Genomic DNA, 18,627 nt, shown 5'->3' on the forward strand with positions numbered 1-18,627 from the left:
TGTTATTGTGTCAAATACAAGACTAATTTCCTCCACCAAGCTCTTAGGATTTCTTACGGGTGAACTTTGAATGAGGGTATTTAATTCAGGATGCGGCCCAATTATTTCGTCGGACAGGAATCTGACACTTTCAAAAGTGTATCTGTAGTAAGGTATATCTGTTGAAGTATTAGGGTCTCTTACATAAAAAGTGAAAACCACCTCTGGATAGGCTAAAGCCAATAGAATAGACCTTTGAATTCTTAAAGTGGTCCTTCCTAGTTTCTTTTTGAATTTTATATTTGAATAAACGGGCCCTCGTGTGCGTCCGGTTGCGGCATCTCTATAAAAATTAAAATCAATCTCCAATACTTTTGAGTCGGAATTGTGAACGCCTTTACCTACCAGTTCATCATATAAATCAGGTGACTCCCCGTCTATTTCTACAAAAATGTGAGCCTCGCTGTTGAGTACAGCCTCACTTAATATTTCCCAAGAACTTCCTTTTCTTAGGTACAATCCTTTTTGCTGTTCACTATAAACCATCATGCCTTCTACAGGGGAAACCACTTGATCCAAATCTTCAACTTCCGGTACTTTAATCCCATGAGGTAAAACAATTCCAGATTGAGAGAAAACATGAAAACTTGTTAAGAACAAAAGGAAGCAAAATAACTTAATTGATACTTTTTTCATGATATGGTGCTTTTTTGTTAAACTAAAATAATCATTTATTCCTTATTATTAGCACTTTATGAAACCTTTCCGACTATTTCAAAATCCCTCGGAGCTATGATAGGAGTCAAAATATTATCCAAAACACCATAACATTATCTGGATTTTAGAAAATGTGAAAACAATTTCATTCAGGATTTTAGTCTAAAAATCCATAGTTTTATGGGTTAATTATTCAGCCCAAACATGAAAAGAAACTTCCTTTTAGCCCTTCTCTGCCTTTTAGTATTCTCATTCTCCTCTAAGACGATAAAGTGGGTGGCCATAGGAGATTCCATTACCTACCTAAACGACCATTTGGATGAAACGGGCAATCGTGTTACGGAAGGTTATATGACCAGAGTGCTAAATAAACTGCCTTATATCAATTACATAAACCAAGGTCACAATGGCTGGACCGCTAGTCGAATTGCCGAAAAAATTGATGATTTGGATATAGAAAAGGCGGATGCCTACTCTGTTTTTTTAGGAACCAACGATTGGTGGGCAGGAAAACCAGTGGGTACCATGGCCGATTATGAAAATAATACTGGTTTCAAAACCCTTTATGGCTCCTACCGCATCATTATTGACAAATTAAAAGGCCTCAATCCAGTTGCACCCATCATTTTGGTAAGTCCTCTTAAAAGAGTAGATTTTGTGTACATCGCCAATACTAAAAACAACGCTTTTGGCTCTTATAAAGAAAAAAACGGGCAATCTCTAGAACAATTTGCGAATGCCATTACCATTATTGCCAAGCATGAAAACTTTAAGTTCATAGATCTTTATCACCATAAAGGCTTCAAATATGAGCATTTGGTAAATTTCAAGAGACTGAAAAATCCAGAATCTGGTCTATTTCAAAATTATACTTACCCAGACTTTAAGGAAAAGAATTTCAACCCCGATTCTGACGAATATCCTTACCCTTTAGAAGCGGTTAATCTGACTTACGATGGTTTGCACCCATCCGACAAAGGAAATGATTTGATAGCGAAGGCATTTATTAAAATCATGAAGAAATATTAACCCAAAGCCTATTTGTATTTCAAATTAAGACACTTTTACGCCCTTACAGAAAGCTACGTAACCTTTTATGTCCTTAGCTAATTCCGATGTTTCGGGGTAGTTCACAATATTTAGTTTAAACAATGCTTCTGTCTTCATAAATCTCATTTTTGGTCATCAGTAAATATAACTTTTGTAAATATTCCACTGGCATCATATGTGTACTTATCCTCTGAACTTATTATTTTCAATAGATTTCCCGCCGTATTATATTCGTATTTCTGAGGAAGTTCTATTATTGTTTCATCTTATAGGTCAGTATAAGTTAAGATGCAATTAGTGAGCTTTTTATTTGAGTCAAAAAAGTACTTTTCATAAGTTCCCTCATCATATTCGATTTTTTGAATAAGGCAAACAGTTTCGGAAATGTCGGGATCAGCTGTGAAGGTTTTCTTTTGCATGAAATTGCCACTATTAAAAGAAAACCAAAAAAGATTAGTTTTTTCATTGGAGTAAAATTTTATTTTTAATAGGACAAAGTTTAGCAACTTGAAGAGAGCTTTCAAAAAGGCAAACGCCCTATTTTATGAATGGTATTTCTAAAAACATTGAGGTTTTATATTAAAATGACCTTAAAATGTCATTTACTATTTTTTTTGAGAGAGTCATTAAAAACTACGGACATCCACCAATTTCCGAAATAAATAAAGTGCCCGAATCCGCCTTAAAACCAGGTAAAAGCTCAACATGCTTTGATGAGCGATACGTGACTTTTGTAGTTGATCCGCTTATAACATTGGTGGCGGAGATTTTCTGTGCCGAAACATTTATGACTGTTCCTGAACTAATTGGATTTGTAATAGGATCAAATGTTCCACCGCATATAGAAACTACAACCGGCCGTATAACTACACAAGACCCCGGAGCTGTTGCTTTGATATAATAGGTGCCAGATACAGTAATATTTGATGGACTTGCCAATATATTATTTCCCGCTAGGTCTGTAAAATAGGTCAAAACAGTACCATTTGGGAACGTGCTGCCAGAAGTTACAGCTGGCAAGGTTAAATTCACATTTCCACCAGCTTGTGCACTTTGATTGGCGATAACCAAAATTGCAATTGCATGAATGGTTACCTGTACCGTATTGGTTGCTGAGCATGAACCTAAACTCACAGTAACGGAATAAGTACCACCCCTATTAATGGCTGCATTGGCCGAAACGATAGGATCCTTTACAACCGAGCTAAAACTCATTGGGCCAGTCCATGCATAAGTGGCAGTCGGAGTATTGTTGATATTCAACTGTAGCTGAGTAGCCTCACAAATGGATACAGGACTTGTTACATTGGCTACTGGAGTTTGATTAACTACATTAACCACTGTTGTATTCACCATGCAACCATTCAAAGTTACTGTTACCGAATAGGTACCACTAGCATTTGTTCCAGCATTCGAAATACTTTGATTATTTGTTGTTGAACTAAATGCGTTCGGTCCTGTCCATGCATATGTTGATCCAGAAGTAGAACTCAGCCCAAAAGTCAAGGTATTACCAGAACAAATGGGGGCATTTGTGTTAATTCCTGATAGCACAGGTAAAGGTTTTACAGTTACATTAGCCGAACTAGTAGCAGAACACGTCCCCAATGAAACAGTTACGGAATACGTACCACCCATATCTGGACTAGAACTTGCCGAAACGATAGGATCCTTTACACTCGAGCTAAAGCTCAATGGACCTGTCCATGCATAAGTGGCGGTCGGAGTATTGTTGATGTTTAACTGCAGCTGAGTGGCCGCACAAATTGACACAGGACTTGTGACATTGGCTACCGGTGTTTGATTTACTACATTCACCATTGTTGTATTCACCGTGCAACCATTCATAGTTACGGTTACCGAATAGGTGCCACTCGCATTCGTTCCAGCACTCGAAATACTTTGATTATTTGTTGTGGAACTAAATGCATTCGGGCCTGTCCAAGCATATGTTGATCCAGAAGTAGAATTCAGCCCAAAAGTCAAGATATTACCCGAGCAAATAGGAGAATTTGAAGTAATTCCTGAAAGCACTGGAAGAGGTTTTACTGAAACTTTAACAGAGTCGGTTTTTAAGCAACTAGCGGGAGATGAATAGGTCACTTTGTAATAACCAGAATCTGCTAAGGCAACATTCGAAATAGATTTATTACCTGCTGTTCCACCTAAGTTGGTGATGCCTTTCGACCAAGAAACAAATGTGTTGCTAGCAGAAGTGGAAGTTAAATTAATAGTTTGTTCCATACATACGGGCGAATTGCTGCCAAGCGTAATGATAGGCAGTGGGTTCACTGTTACTGCCACAATAGACGAAGCAGTACAACCAGCCAAAGTAGAAACAGAACTTACCGAATAAGTACCACCTCCGTTCGCAGGTATGTTTATCCTATTTGGAGCATTTCCGGAAGCTGAATAAGAAGCAGGCCCCGTCCAAGAATAGGAAGCCAGAACATTGGAACTTACGCCTAAATTTAAAGTGCTGGCCTCACAAACAATTGGAATATTTGCCGAAGCACTAAGTATTAGGCCAATAGTAAGTGTACTGCTTGCAGTATCTCGTATCATCGGATTCGTACTTTCTACCATCACTTTAAATCCGCTACCCAATGTATTATTCGCAGGAATAGTCGCAACTAAGGTATCTCCAGCATTGTTCATTTGGCTGCTAATGGTCACAAAACTTTGACCAACGTTATTCGACAGTTTCACTGAAAACGTACTTGTAATTCCAGGATGATTTCTGGGCCAATTTCCAGTTGTATCTATAGGGATTTTGATAACACCTCCTGGGCAAAATTCCGTAGAAAGCGTTCCATTTGCTAAGCGTGGTTCGCCAATACTCATTTTAATGGTAGTGTCTACCATCACCGCAACTTGATATATTGCTGAAGTATCAGATCCAGAAATATCTGTTACAACTCGATTATTAGCAAAGGCTTTAAAACTCAATATTTGAATGCCATGATTAAGTCCTTGAGTAGGAATATCTTTTCTGCCCACCACTATATTGGTGTCACTAGGAATACTTTTAAAAGCCAAATTCAATTTGTCATTTGGATCATTAAAATTGACAGTAAGAATATTTCCTGTCAAACTATATTTGGAAGGTTTTATCGCAAATTTAATGGAATCAATGGTGGGTAAAGGCAACTCCCCTAATACGAGAATTTGTTCTTTTGCCCAGCCCGTCCAAAGACCAAATTTATCTTTTATTCGATAGTTGAAAGTATTACTACCAGGTAAAGCACCACTAGTTGACAAACCAACCGTAAGATTAAAATTAGTGTCAGAAGCCGGAAGGACGGTTAGTACAGAACTTCCAGAGTTTCCATTCCAATAATGTTCTATTGTTTTGGCTTCCAAGGTATCTTTTTTACTTAATGCACCCGAGAGTAAATTTTCAGGGCTGATAAAAAGACTCTGGGGATAAGCCTGCGACCAGAGGGTGTCATTTTGCTTAAATCGGACAAAAAGGATATGTTGACCGGCAGATGCTGGAGACGTAATGTTTAAATCAAAGCTTTCATCCACTGCACCAGTAGCTATTTCTGGTGCTGTGAGTGCCGTGGCTAAGCCAACTCCTGGATCTATGTCCCAAAAATACTCGCCAGATACAATCTGTGCTTCAGCCTTATTTAGAAAGCATAAGGCGAGGATGATTAAGTAAATAATTTTTTTCATGATAGGTAATTATCATTGCTCCATAGTTCCCACACCTTCTTAATTTATCAATTAAGAAAAAGGCTAAAGAGCTATTGAAGTTTAATTATTGGTCTTAGCCTTAATTGTGACAGGTATCACGCTATTTGCTGCAGCTAGCGGTGGCACATTCATACTATATATGTACGGGCCAATAGGAATGCCGTTTAAAACATAAGGCTGTGATCCTCCAAAAGCACCCGCATCAATTGGCGTATCTCCATTACCATAAGGGGCAGCACGTCCATAATTTATTGCTGGCGAGAGAGGCTTAAGAATTACCCTTCCATCTGCATTATTTAAAGCAGAAACATTTGTCGGGTAGCCCGAATAAATATCCGAAGTGGTAACTAAATTATCAGCAGGGAGTGTAACGGAGTTGGTTAACTCGTCCACAATATTCCATTTGAAATTAAGTGGTGTATTATTTGGAGATATGAACATGCCGTTATCAGCATTTGGAAATTTGCCTTTAAAAATATTATTATAAAAAGAAACGCCATTTATGCCACCAGAAACACTATAATTATTATTATAATATCCTGAATGAGGATGATTATTATTATCCGGATCAAAAACATTGTTTTCTACTATTCCTGTGGAATTATTATCATGGACAAAAGAAATTTTTGTCATTACAATATTGTTTTTAAACAAATAATTAGTTTGAGTTGTAGCCGCAGAATTCCCTATGCGGACTCTATTATCATCAGTAACAGCAACATTATTTGTGCACAAATAATTTTGCAAAATTTTAATGCCTGTGGTAATATAATTGGAAGTGCCATCGCTACCCATATAAAGGGAATTGCCCACTCGGTTGCGAATAAATGTTACATTGTTTGAACACAATAAGACATCATTGACCACAAATCCAGAAATATAGGAACCATCGCTCCCCGGCTGCATCCAGAAATATACACCATTTAAAACAGCGTCTCCACCTGAAGATCTGTTATAGCCGGGGCCAAATAAGGTCAATTTTTTGTTTATTTCAACATTACCACCGTAGGTACCAGGCCCAACTATCAAAATATCCCCTGCGGTAGCTCCGCTAATTTTAGTTTGCAAATTATCACCATTTACAACAGTAATTATTGCCGCATGAAGCTGGGTAGATAAGATCATTAAAAGGGCGTATAGTAAAATTTTTGTTTTCATTTTGATAGTTATTAAAGTGTATTAATTAAATATTTTTCAATGTGATTTTGAGCTTTGATGGCACGTCGACGAGAGAACGTCACTGTTTTCCCATCAATTAATTCAGCTTTTTGAGGAGTACTTCCAGCGGATATGCATTTAATATAAAGGGCATTGAGCATCACCTGTCGGTTTACTCTTACAATAGGAGTTCCCTTTACTATCTCTGTAATTTGCTTTAGGGTTTTTGCAATTATTATTTTACGACCGTTACATAGAAAAATCCAAGAATAATTTATGTCAGACTCGACGAGCAGTATTTCTTCCGGCCTCAATTCTATGTTTCTTAAAAACTTTAATCTGTTCATGACTTTGTTTTGCTTTCTTTTACTAAATTTCATTAAGCAAAACTCCAAGAACTCTAATCCTTTATCAATAAGGCAAATGCCCTATTTTTTAAAATGTTTAAAGCCCTTTTAATTATCCTGTTTTGTTTGTGGCTGAACCAATCAACCGCTCAAAATACAATTGAATATTTCCGGGATATAAATAAGACATTTACTGAGAAAGACATCAGCAAGATTCCTTTTCAGAAATTTGAACGAGACGATATTAATTTCGGAAAAGACAGAGCAAACCATTGGTTTCAAATTAGAATTCAGAATCCAACTAATCACGAGAAAAAATACTTTTTAGAAATAAAATCTCCTTGGTTAGACTCAGTAAAGTTTTATGATTCCAATCAGCATGTATTGGCTAAATTATCGTGGAAAACGATGTTTGAAAATCGCCTGTATCCACATCAAAACTTCATTCTTCCAGTCACCTTAAAGTCTGGTGATCGTTCAACTATTTACACTTGCTTTTCACAAAAGGTTATGTTGATAAATGGGAATATACATCTATGGAATGAATCCGATTTTTACAAAGAGAAAATTCGCTCTACAAGCATTTTCGGTATGTTCACCGGTCTGGTCATACCCATTATATTCTTTTCATTTTTTATGTTCCTGTTCACAAAAGACCTCACTTTTCTCTATTATACCTTATATGTCTTCTTTGAATTACTTTTTATTCATGCTGTAGTCGGTAATTATTTGCCTTATTATCAGCAAGGAACATTTCTATTTGATGGATCTGGGTTTAAGGAATGGGCCGTTTGGATAGGGCAATTTGCTTTTTTACTTTTTGTTAAAAAGTTCACTTTAGGCAATTATAAGCTTACCGGTGGATTAAAATTTATTTGGTGGCTTACCATTTTTTTAATGTTGAGTATATTTCTCCAGAAAGAACTTATTTCCTACTACTCCACCAATTATAACTATGTGCCTAATCCGCTTTTAATGTTTACTTCATTCAGCTTTTTTTCTTCTGTAATTACCAGTTTTATTATTGTCTTTACGGCTCTTAAAAAGAGAACAAACCCAATAGGAACCCGATTGTATTTAGTAGGCATTACGCCTTTGTTGATTTTCACAGTGCTGTCTTATTTAAGAAATTTAGGAGCTTTAAGAAATCAGTGGTTTCTGGGTCAAGAAATTCAAATACTCTGCTTTTCGTTTGATGTCCTTATTCTGATGATAGGTATGGGTTTGAGCTTTAAAAATTTACTATCTGAAAAAGAGAGACAAAGGCATCTTGCTATTAAAAATGAATTAAAATTACTTAAAGAAAAGGAACGTATTAGCAGGGACTTACACGATCATGTTGGTTCACAGCTCACTATCCTCAGTACTGGACTTGAAAATGCAGCTTATTTGGCAAGCAAAAAAAACTTGAACGGTGAAAATATTCAAAACCTAAATGAAAGTGTAAAGCTCGCCGTTCAAAGTTTACGAGATAGCATTTGGGCCACCCAAACGGAAGAGATCTTTGTTACAGACTTCGCTAGTCGTCTTAAGAATTATTTAGCTAAATCGATTCCTGAAAGTATAGAATGGGAAGTGAGTACCCAAAACGGAATGAATCAAATACTACGCTCTGAAACTGCCCTAAATGCATTCCGAGTCATTCAAGAAGCCCTTCAGAATATTTTGAAACATGCCAAATCCACCAAAATCAATATTAGCATCAAAGCTGACCCCAAAAATATTATATTCAGAATAGAAGATAATGGCATAGGATTTAATCAACAGTTTAAAGTTCAACAAATGGAACATTTAGGACTTTTCAATATGAAGAATAGAGTCGAAAATTTACACGGAAAATTTGAATTAGGGAGCAAGCTTGATTTTGGCACATCAGTGACATTTTCACTGCCTTTTTTAGAAATAGCGGAAACGGAATAAGCGAATACGGCAAATGCCTTATTGCACTAATAAACAATCTAAAAGTACATTTGTAAAAAGAAATAAGAATGATCAAGATTGGAATTGTAGATGACAACCCTGCTTTGCTCCGAAACGTGGCAAATAACTTGGCAATCTTTGACGAATTAGAAATTATTTTTATGGCTCATAACGGGCAAGATGCTTTAGACGCAGTAAGAGAAGCCATTCCGGACGTTATTTTGATGGACATAGAAATGCCAAAAATGGATGGCATTGAAACCACCAGATGGATTAACAATATCTACCCTCATATCAAAATCATTATGCTTACCGTGGTAGATAGTGAAGCTAAAATATTTGATGCCATAAAAGCGGGGGCTAGCGGATATATGCTCAAAGATGAAAAGCCAACCAAAATAATGCAGGCTATTGAAGATACTATGGAGGGTCGCTCGCCCATGTCGCCTATTATAGCCAGAAAAGCACTGGAATTGCTTCGAAATCAGGGCCACGAACCAAAGCAAGAAAAGTTACTGAACCCTGACTCTTTTGATTTGAGTACCCGAGAAATAGAAATATTAGAGAAAATTTCGGAAGGCAAAAACTACAACCAAATTGCTGAATTACTATTCATAAGCCCAAAAACGGCAAGAAAACATATAGAAAATATATATCAAAAATTGCACGTGCATTCTAAACTGGAGGCTGTACAAATGGCTCAAAAAAACAAATGGGTTTGAATCATTTTTCTATTAAAGTGCTATAAATCATCTTAAGCTTTCCCTAAAATTACACTTAAACGCATCGCGTATTTCTTTTAGCAAAATCAAGACTTGGTAAAATGCATTATTTTGGTGGCATCTAATCTTTAACCTAGATATGAACAAGTCATAATTGTTCTATTTCTATTAGCTCTTTTACACCCCAAACCATCACATGAGTGGCCATTGAGGATTCCATCAACTACCTAAAAGACCATTTGGATGAAACGGGCAATTTTTAGAACAATTTGCGAATGCCGTTTCCAAACATGAAAACTTAAAGTTAATAGATCTTTATGCCCATAAAGGCTTCAAATATGAGCATTTGGTTAATTTCAAAAGACTGAAAAATCGGGAATTTGGTCTATATCAAAATTATACTTATCCAGACTTTAAGGAAATGAATTTCAACCCGATTATGACGAATATCCTAACCCCTTAAAAGCGATTAATCTGACTTACGATGGTTTGCATCCATCAGACAACGGAAGTGATTTGATAGCGAAGTCATTTATTAAAATCATGAATAAATATTAACCCGAAGCCTATTTGTATTTCAAATTAAGACACTTTTACCCCTTTCCAGAAAGCTACATAACCTTTTATGCCCTTGGCTAATTCAGATGTTTCGGGATAATACCATGCGGCATCCTTATTGGTTTTGCCATTCACTTCTATGTCATAGTAAGAAGCCACACCTTTCCAGTGGCAGGTCGTATGCGTTTCATTTTCTTTGAAAAATTCCTTCTTGAGGGTGTTTGGCGGAAAATAATGGTTGCCTTCTATTACAACGGTTTCATCACTCTCTGCAATCACCTCATCATTCCATATTGCGGTCTTCATTTTGCTGTTAATTTAGATTTATCTTAGAAACGAATTTTCTGCCAAAGCAGATTCAGATATACCAAGAATCGCTCAACTATTCGCAATAAAGATATTCTTAACCTCATTAAGGAAGGTTATCACCGCCATTTCCGAAACTCTTGTTGATTTCAATGTAGCACCTTTCCAGTTTGGATGCCATGAACCTACTGTTAGTTTTGGTAAGTCTTCAGTCGCTAGGGCTATTCCATCCTTCCAGCCAGAGACATAAAAGTAAAACTCATTTTCCAATGAATCTGGAATAGCCAAACCTGCTCCAAGAAAAAATTGGTCTTTTAGTTTGGTATAAATTCCCATATCAAAATGATGAGGCCAAACTCGTATTTCAGAACTTAAACTATTGGTTTTCAAAAAAGATATCATCGCTTTTTGTGCCAATGTAAAATGCTGTGCTAGGCTTTCCGAATGGCTTAAATTAAAAGAATATCTATCGTCGGCTTCTATTTCGGGATAATCTAATTTATAACTGAAAGAAAACAAATACGGCTTAGTAAGACCCAAAGTAGTACTTGTATCCGTCAACCAAGCTAATATTTCTTGGTGCGTATGGCTTCTTAGGTCCATTTTTTCAATCGTTCTGTTCCATGCTAAAAGACCACTTTCTAGACTTAGCATTAATTTCACACCCATACCCAAGTCTCTCGTTTCCAAACTGTTGGTTTCCGCATTCCAAGCCAAATTAGACTGACTGTCATCTTTCTCCTTAGGCAAAAAACTCTGACCTGCTGCGGACAAATATTGAACCGCTGAATGAATATTCTTGATACTTTCTTCCATATATTTAATATTTAAATGTCAAAGACTTTTAATGAACATCGTGCGGTTTTTATCCTATTCCAGCATATTTAATGCCTGATAATTTATGCATTTCATAATCTAAGGTACTCAAATCTTCCTTTTCGAACTGTCCAATATCGTTATGACCACAAGAACGAGCTATCACTTTTATGAGATCATTGCTAGCGGTAAAGAAATTATAAAGTTGCTTAGCAGAGCTTTCTATTTTCAGCCTACTCCTAAGATTCTCTTTTTGCGTAGCAATACCCACGGGGCAGTTATTAGTACCACAGGCCCTCATACCTAAACAACCAATCGCTTGAAGAGCAGCGTTTGAGACGGCTACAGCGTCTGCTCCCATCATTAAAGCTTTGGCGAAATCTTCAGCCACGCGTAAACCACCGGTTATGATAAGGGCAACATCAGAAGCCCCAGATTGATCCAAAAACTTTCTGGCCCTAGCCAGAGCTGGTATGGTGGGCACATTAATGTTATCTCTAAGAATTTTAGGAGCAGAACCCGTTCCTCCACCTCTTCCATCTAAAATGATGTAGTCCACACCCACCTCTAAGGCAAATTTTATGTCTTCTTCAATCCTACTCGCAGCTATTTTGAAACCCACAGGAATTCCGCCCGTTCTCACACGAACTTCATTGGCAAAGTCTCTAAAATCTTGAGCCGTAATCAAATCTGGAAATGCAGCGGGAGAAATGGCGGTTTCACCTTCTTTCAAACCTCTAACTTTAGCAATATCCTTTGATACTTTATTTCCAGGCAAATGCCCTCCAGTGCCTGTTTTAGCTCCTTGACCACCTTTAAAGTGAAAAGCCTGCGTTTTTTTGACCTTCTCCCAAGAAAATCCAAACTTGGCTGAGGCCAGTTCATAAAAATATTTGGAGTTACTTTCTTGCTCTTCTTCCAGCATCCCACCTTCCCCACTACAAATACCCGTACCCGCCATTTCTGCTCCTTTTGCCAAGGCAATCTTGGCTTCCTTGGATAAAGCACCAAAACTCATGTCCGAGACAAAAATGGGCATAGCAAGTCTTAAGGGCTTCTTGGCTTTTACACCTATCACCACTTTAGTAAGTACATGATCTTCATCAAAAAGCGGTCTTTTAGATAATTGAGCAGGGAGAAATTGGATATTTTCCCATTTGGGTAAAAGGTTTCTGTCAACACCCATGGAAGCCGAAGGCCCATGGTGCCCGTGCTTTGAAAGCCCATTCTGAGCAAGATCTTTGATATATGCCGTATAAGGTTCGGTAGTTTCTGGATGTGTATCTGCAAATTCCCCTAGATAGGCATCTCTATTAAAAGGTTGAGGAAATTTCAGCAAATACGCATCGATTTCATCTTCATCCGTGCAAACCCAGCCATCAATTATTTCTGTATGAAAACTGTGAAGGGCTTCCTCATTATTGTATTCACTGACACCCGTGTCTAATCGATAATCCCAACCGTGAAGTCCGCACATTAAATTATGTCCATCCACAAAACCATCTGCCATTAAAGCACCTCTGTGAAGGCAACGCCCATAAAGTAAGGAAATCTCGTCATCAAACTTGGTTAAAACTAGATCCAAACCATTGATAATTTGATGAATAGGAGTTCTATCCTGTAAGTCGCTTAAAGGACAAAGTTTCTTTTTTTTCATGTCTACAAGTTTATTGTTACCCATAATACCGATAATAAGCGGTAGATCAATAAATTAATATTGCCGTTACGCTAGATTTAGATGAACGGAAATATAACATGGAGGGATTTTTCCCTTTAGCTAAAAAGAACAAACTTTTAAAAAAATTACCCCGCCTCTTTCCTTAAAACCTCTAAAGGTGGACTGTTTAAAACGCTCCTGCTATTGCTTAATCCTATCAAAAGCACAATACCCGTAATCCCTGGCAAAAGCACGAAGAACGGCACCAAAGAAGGAACAAATGGTGCTTTAAACACAAAATAGGCTAATAACTGACTCGCCACCAGCGACAGGAATATGCCTATTCCTGTTCCTAAAATACCTAAATAGAAATATTCTAAAGCGGTAATTTTCAAAATCTGTTTGCTCTTCGCTCCCAAAGTTCGTAGTAAAACACTCTCTTTAATTCTTTGGTATTTACTGGTTCTCACAGAGCCTATCAACACTATAATTCCAGTGAGAATACTAAAAAAGGCCATGAAATTAATAACCCACGAAATTTTGTCAAGAATACCCTGAACGGTTGCTAAAACTTGCCTTAAATCCAAAATGGTGACATTTGGGAAGTTAGAAACCAACTCTTGCTGGAGACTAGCCGAAATTTGCTCATCAGGAGCATTTGTCGTCATTACGGTAAACTGAGGAGCATTTTCTAATATACCAGATGGAAAAACCACTGAAAAGTTTAATTGCATTCTTTGCCAATCCACCGTTCTCACACCTCCTACATACGTGTTCATTAAAACGCCTTGCACATTAAAAACCACGCTATCCCCTACTTCTAATTGAGCATCTTTTGCTAAATTATCCGAGATAGAAATCGGAATTAAACCATTACCCTCTCTTGCCACAGGCCACTTACCCGATTCCATAGATTCGGAAGCACTTAGGGAATCTCTATAAGTCGTTCTGAATTCATGATTCACTATCCATTTTCCTCTTTTAGAAATGGTATCTTCCCTTATCACATCTGCAGACACGCCATTGATGCTATGCACCCGCATGGTGATAATGGGAATGTTATCTAATACTTTCAATTTCTTGTTTTGAATGGCAGCAGCCACCGCTTCCTTTTGAGGGGTTTGAATATCCAAAAGAATCACATTTGGACTATCTTCACTGTTTTCTAAAGAAGCTTTTGCCAATAAAATATCTTTGGTAAAGTAAAGTGTACTTATCAAAAAGCTACCTACACCAATGGCCAAAATCAACACCATGGTTTGATTATTTGGCCTGAACAAATTCAATAAGCTTTGGCGTGCCGTAAATCCCCAAGAATGAGGGAAATACTTTTTGATGCCTCTCATAAATAAATAAGAGACACCCGCTAAAATGGAGAAAGTAACTAAAATACCTCCAACAAAACCTAAAGCGTATTTCCAGCTTTCAAGAAACCATAGCGAAAACAGAAATATAAAAACCACAATGGCCAATAGCACCAAAGCACTGGCTTTTTGACTCGCAGGATTTTCGTCTTCCTGAACACGTAAAACCTCCAAAGGAGACACAAACCATGTTTTCAATAAGGGTAGCAAAGCAAAAAGCACAGACATAAAAACACCCAAAAGCAAGCCCATTATAATAGGCTGAACACTAATGCTAATTTCTACATCAAACGGTAATAAATCCTGAATGAATATTGGGAAGAGAGCCTGTAAACCTAAACCAGCCATAGTTCCGATAATACCTCCTAAGAAGCCCAAGCCAGCTATCTGGATAAGATAAATAAGAAAAGACTGCCTTCTGGTGGCACCTATACATTTTAAAACCGCTACTGCTTTTAACTTCTCTTTAATGTAAATATGCACCGAACTCGCTATACCCACACAGCCCAATAATAGAGCAATAAAAGCAACCAAGTTTAAGAACTTGGCAAAGTTTTCATAGTTTTTGCCCAGTCGCTCACTCACGGAAGTATGCGAATCAAAATCAGCATTATCAGCATCTAATCTTGGGTCTACTTTATCATCAAGAGCATCAATATCTAATTCTGGTGCAGCTTTGAAATAGTAATTATACTCCACACGGCTGCCTAATTGTAATAAACCCGTTGCTTCCATGGCCTCATACGGCAACACTACTGGCGGTGCCATGGTGGTAGAAAAAGCATTACTTCCTGGTGCTGATTTTAGTGAACCAACAATTGGAAAAGTGGTATTGCCAACCTTTACACTATCTCCTATTTTCAAATCAAACTGAAGCATCACCGTGGCATCTACTAATGCGGCATTCCCACTTTGATATGCTTTAGCCGCAGAAACAGGAACAGTTTCTAGCTCCCCATAAATAGGAAAAGCCCCACCAATACCTCTCACCTGCACCAGTTTATTGGCAGATTTGCTAGGAAAAGCAGCCATAGAAGCAAAACTCACTTCATTGCCAACAGGCTTTAAAGAGTCAATAATCGCTTGAACACCTTCAGTAGGTATCTGCTTACTATCAATCAAATAATCTGCTCCCATGAGAGCCTTGGACTGTAAGCCTATATTATCTTTCAGATTTTTACTAAAAGACTGAATGGAAACCACCGCCGCAATTCCCAGAATAATGGACGCCATGAAAAGTAACAGCCTTTTACCGCTGGCTTTCCCATCTCGCCATGCCATCTTTAGCAGCCATTTAAAATTTGCTTTTGAATGCTGCATTAGACTATGGTGTTGATTTCGTTTGATAAGATTTTACCACCTTTTAGTCGTAAAACTTGCTGTGTTCTTTTGGCTAATTCTAAATCGTGGGTTACTATCACCAAGGTGGTGCCAGCTTCTTTATTCAGTTCAAAAAGGAGTTTAATCACCTTCTCCCCTGTTTCTTCGTCCAAATTCCCTGTAGGTTCATCAGCAAATAAAATAGAGGGTTTGGTAGAAAAAGCCCTTGCCAAAGCTACTCGCTGCTGTTCACCGCCAGAAAGTTGTGATGGGTAATGATGCACTCTATCACCTAAACCAACCTTACCTAAAAGCTCCATAGCCCGTGTGCTAGCTTCCTTAGAACCTTGCAACTCTAAGGGCACCGATACATTTTCAAGAGCCGTTAAAGTAGGTAACAATTGAAAATCTTGGAAAATAAAACCTACTTCCTCATTTCTTACTAAAGCTCTTTGGTCTTCGTCCAAACTTTCTAAGGTTTTACCGCAAAGCTCCACCGTTCCTGTATCGGCTTTGTCTAAACCTGCACATAAACCTAGTAAAGTTGTTTTACCACTACCCGATGGCCCTACAATAGAAAACGTCGCACCTGAACTTACGTCGAATGAAATATCGTTTAATACTGTTAATTGTCTGGAGCCGCTGCTATAAGACTTCCCCAGCTGTCTAACCTTTAATATCTTTGTCATAATTATCTTTTGAAGAAATTCCGATACCCATCAAAATCTCCTATGAATAAATTAATTCCTATTTTTCTAGTATTGATACTGGCAGCATGTACTTCCCAAACCAAAGAAGAAACAAGCACGCAGACAGAGAACACCTCAAAACCTGAGAATAATTCCAAAACTATCCTGTTTTTTGGCAACAGTCTTACAGCAGGCTACGGAGTGGGATTAGAGGAGGCTTTTCCAGCCAAAATTCAAAACAAGCTAGATTCTCTAGAAATGGATTATACCGTGGTGAACGCTGGCTTAAGTGGTGAAACCACTTCGGGCGGATTAAACAGATTAGACTGGGTGCTTAATCAAAAAGTAGATGTATTTGTGCTGGAACTTGGAGCAAACGACGGCTTAAGAGGAATTCCATTAAAAGAGACTAAAGCCAACTTACAGGCTATTATAGACCTAGTTTGGGAGAAAAACCCTGACACAAAAATCATATTGGCAGGTATGCAAATACCACCAAACATGGGACAAGACTATACCACAGAATTTAAAAATATCTGGACAGATTTAGCCAAAACTAACGATGTCAAACTAATTCCGTTTCTGTTAGATGGCGTAGGCGGAGTACCAAGCCTAAACCAAACAGATGGCATTCACCCAACCATAGATGGACATAAAATCTTAGCCAAGAATGTTTGGGAGGTTTTGGAAGGGGTGATTTAGTATATTACAAAGTCAGAGCTCCAAATGGAGACTCTGACATAAGGGAATGAACAGATATGCGAAACCCTTTTACTCTCCTTAGAGCAGAGTGTTTTTTTCAGCGTCATTTCTAAGTAGAGTCCATTTCCATAAGAATCTGACAGCCTAAATAATCGCAGCTCCTCTACTATTCAAGGAAAGTCCCATTCCATGTTGAACTTAACGAAGGGGTTTTATTATTTACATAATAAGGCTTAGATCCAAGCTCTACTCCGTTTCTCCCTATGTATACCGTAACTTTTTCATCAGGAGTTTGGGGAGTTTCACCTGGCAAATTAGTTAAATCGTTCTTTTCTAACTGAAATTCAGTTTCCCTTCTTCCATGGCTGAGCCTCAACTTTATTATTTGGGCCAATACTTTCATGTGTTATCCACATATGTATATCTTCTGGGCTAGTATTATATAAATATATTGGGATAACATAATTATTTACATTTTCATCCTCTCTACATTGAGTAAGTCCTACCAGCATTATTATAGCAGCAAAAAATGACAGCTTTTTCATAGAAATATTGTTTATAGTTTATTTTTGAGATGATACTTGTGAAGTCTCAATAGTAGCCCCTCACGTCACTTATAAACTTAACTTATATTTCATAGACACTTGGTAACCAAAGTCACACATGCATAGAAGTTGCTTCGGTTATAGCTCAAAAATCATCTTACTTATCAACTAATTAGCTCTGCCTCTCCCGCCTCCATTAAGATCCACTGTTAGAGTATCTGCTAAATTACCCATAATAAGACTGCTCTCCCAGTCTCCCGACAGGCAGCGACTGACAATTGGGTTTAGGATAGATTATAAATCTATATCGACAATGCTAATTCCACGTAACCGAGCCTCCAAAAAAAAAATACTTAAATCTCCCTACAAAGCTTTCAAAGCCACTTCCAATGCAGACATTCTTTGCGTGTAATCCGCTTCAACATGACCTGCCACTACTTTCCCATTTTTACCGATAATGAAAGTGGCTGGAACCGGTAGTGTTTTAGAACCGTCGCCATTTTCCTTGGTCAAATCTCTACGTTGATGATAATCTTCTCCTGGGTCAAACTGTAGATTATAAGCTTTAATGACTTCTTGATGAGCATCACTGAGTACTTCGTAGCCTAATTCATTCTTTTGTGCAGCTGTAAGTGCACCATCTGGACTTTGTGGACTAATAGCAAACAAAGTCGCTCCCAATGCCTGAATCTCTGGCAAGTTCTTCTGTATCTCTCTTAGGTCAAGATTACAGATAGGACACCATTGGACACGATAAAACTTAATAATGACAAAACCCTCTTTTAAGGCTTCCGCCAACAATACATTTTTCCAAAAGGGGTTTGGCAATGTAAAATCAGGTGCGGTATCGCTAAGCGACAAACCTTTTACCTCTGAAGCGTTAGCAATGACTAATTTCTGAAATTCTTTAAGGGCACTCTTGCTAATTTTTGACTGATTATTTTCTAAAAAAAGGACTCTTTAGCTATAAATTTTTTATGAGGTTTAAAGGTTTTGGAGAAGAGCTATTTGTCCAATATTCCTATTCAAATTATGCTGTGCGAGTTTTTTTGACCTCGTTTTTTTAATAAAAAGT

The 18,627-nt window shown here is 37.7% G+C and carries 15 protein-coding genes; 4 read left to right on the forward strand and 11 right to left on the reverse strand.

Going from position 1 to position 18,627, the window contains the following annotated elements; translation table 11 throughout:
* Nucleotides 1–675 (reverse strand): Hcp family type VI secretion system effector (locus ACTBZY_RS01355; RefSeq protein WP_463044523.1); only part of this gene is annotated, 675 nt, incomplete at its 3' end.
* A gap of 225 nt (nucleotides 676–900) precedes the next feature.
* Between ACTBZY_RS01355 and ACTBZY_RS01360 the strand changes: the two genes are divergently transcribed.
* Nucleotides 901–1,725: an SGNH/GDSL hydrolase family protein gene (locus ACTBZY_RS01360; RefSeq protein ID WP_463044524.1), complete on the forward strand. Its 825-nt coding sequence runs from the start codon at nucleotides 901–903 to the stop codon at nucleotides 1,723–1,725.
* 654 nt (nucleotides 1,726–2,379) lie between these two features.
* Here ACTBZY_RS01360 and ACTBZY_RS01365 read toward each other — a convergent pair.
* The 3 genes from ACTBZY_RS01365 to ACTBZY_RS01375 all read right to left on the reverse strand — a co-directional run bounded on the left by ACTBZY_RS01365 (nucleotide 2,380) and on the right by ACTBZY_RS01375 (nucleotide 6,986).
* Nucleotides 2,380–5,427 carry a 3-coathanger stack domain-containing protein gene (locus ACTBZY_RS01365; protein ID WP_463044525.1) on the reverse strand — a complete coding sequence of 1,016 codons (3,048 nt, stop codon included), beginning with the start codon at nucleotides 5,425–5,427 and terminating at the stop codon, nucleotides 2,380–2,382.
* Between the two features lie 81 nt (nucleotides 5,428–5,508).
* Nucleotides 5,509–6,606 carry a hypothetical protein gene (locus tag ACTBZY_RS01370; protein WP_463044526.1) on the reverse strand — a complete coding sequence of 366 codons (1,098 nt, stop codon included), beginning with the start codon at nucleotides 6,604–6,606 and terminating at the stop codon, nucleotides 5,509–5,511.
* A gap of 11 nt (nucleotides 6,607–6,617) precedes the next feature.
* Complete coding sequence (locus tag ACTBZY_RS01375; protein ID WP_463044527.1) at nucleotides 6,618–6,986, reverse strand: LytTR family transcriptional regulator DNA-binding domain-containing protein; 369 nt, start codon at nucleotides 6,984–6,986, stop codon at nucleotides 6,618–6,620.
* Between the two features lie 60 nt (nucleotides 6,987–7,046).
* Here ACTBZY_RS01375 and ACTBZY_RS01380 point away from each other — a divergent pair, with 60 nt between their 5' ends.
* A complete protein-coding gene (locus tag ACTBZY_RS01380) occupies nucleotides 7,047–8,873 on the forward strand; it encodes a sensor histidine kinase (protein WP_463044528.1) in 1,827 nt (608 codons plus the stop codon).
* A gap of 68 nt (nucleotides 8,874–8,941) precedes the next feature.
* Nucleotides 8,942–9,595 carry a response regulator transcription factor gene (locus tag ACTBZY_RS01385; RefSeq protein WP_463044529.1) on the forward strand — a complete coding sequence of 218 codons (654 nt, stop codon included), beginning with the start codon at nucleotides 8,942–8,944 and terminating at the stop codon, nucleotides 9,593–9,595.
* Nucleotides 9,596–10,177: 582 nt separating this feature from the next.
* Here the strand turns inward: ACTBZY_RS01385 and ACTBZY_RS01390 are convergent.
* From ACTBZY_RS01390 to ACTBZY_RS01410, 5 genes are all read right to left on the reverse strand, one after another.
* Nucleotides 10,178–10,459, reverse strand: a complete 282-nt coding sequence (locus ACTBZY_RS01390) for a DUF427 domain-containing protein (RefSeq protein ID WP_463044530.1) — start codon at nucleotides 10,457–10,459, stop codon at nucleotides 10,178–10,180.
* Nucleotides 10,460–10,531: 72 nt separating this feature from the next.
* Entirely contained in the window at nucleotides 10,532–11,275 is a 744-nt protein-coding gene (locus ACTBZY_RS01395; protein WP_463044531.1) for a hypothetical protein, read from the reverse strand.
* 49 nt (nucleotides 11,276–11,324) lie between these two features.
* Nucleotides 11,325–12,932, reverse strand: a complete 1,608-nt coding sequence (locus tag ACTBZY_RS01400) for a glutamate synthase-related protein (protein ID WP_463044532.1) — start codon at nucleotides 12,930–12,932, stop codon at nucleotides 11,325–11,327.
* A 146-nt stretch (nucleotides 12,933–13,078) separates the two neighbouring features.
* Nucleotides 13,079–15,616 carry an ABC transporter permease gene (locus ACTBZY_RS01405; protein ID WP_463044533.1) on the reverse strand — a complete coding sequence of 846 codons (2,538 nt, stop codon included), beginning with the start codon at nucleotides 15,614–15,616 and terminating at the stop codon, nucleotides 13,079–13,081.
* Nucleotides 15,616–16,305: an ABC transporter ATP-binding protein gene (locus ACTBZY_RS01410; protein WP_463044534.1), complete on the reverse strand. Its 690-nt coding sequence runs from the start codon at nucleotides 16,303–16,305 to the stop codon at nucleotides 15,616–15,618. The genes ACTBZY_RS01405 and ACTBZY_RS01410 overlap by 1 nt, the downstream gene beginning before the upstream one ends.
* Before the next feature lie 42 nt (nucleotides 16,306–16,347).
* Here ACTBZY_RS01410 and ACTBZY_RS01415 point away from each other — a divergent pair, with 42 nt between their 5' ends.
* Nucleotides 16,348–17,007: an arylesterase gene (locus tag ACTBZY_RS01415; protein ID WP_463044535.1), complete on the forward strand. Its 660-nt coding sequence runs from the start codon at nucleotides 16,348–16,350 to the stop codon at nucleotides 17,005–17,007.
* Between the two features lie 166 nt (nucleotides 17,008–17,173).
* Here ACTBZY_RS01415 and ACTBZY_RS01420 read toward each other — a convergent pair whose 3' ends face one another.
* Together ACTBZY_RS01420 and ACTBZY_RS01425 are read right to left on the reverse strand one after the other, a co-directional pair.
* Nucleotides 17,174–17,410: a hypothetical protein gene (locus ACTBZY_RS01420; protein WP_463044536.1), complete on the reverse strand. Its 237-nt coding sequence runs from the start codon at nucleotides 17,408–17,410 to the stop codon at nucleotides 17,174–17,176.
* A gap of 505 nt (nucleotides 17,411–17,915) precedes the next feature.
* Entirely contained in the window at nucleotides 17,916–18,413 is a 498-nt protein-coding gene (locus ACTBZY_RS01425) for a peroxiredoxin-like family protein (RefSeq protein ID WP_463044537.1), read from the reverse strand.
* Between the last annotated feature and the right edge of the window lie 214 nt (nucleotides 18,414–18,627).

This window comes from Arcticibacterium sp. (genome assembly GCF_055134445.1).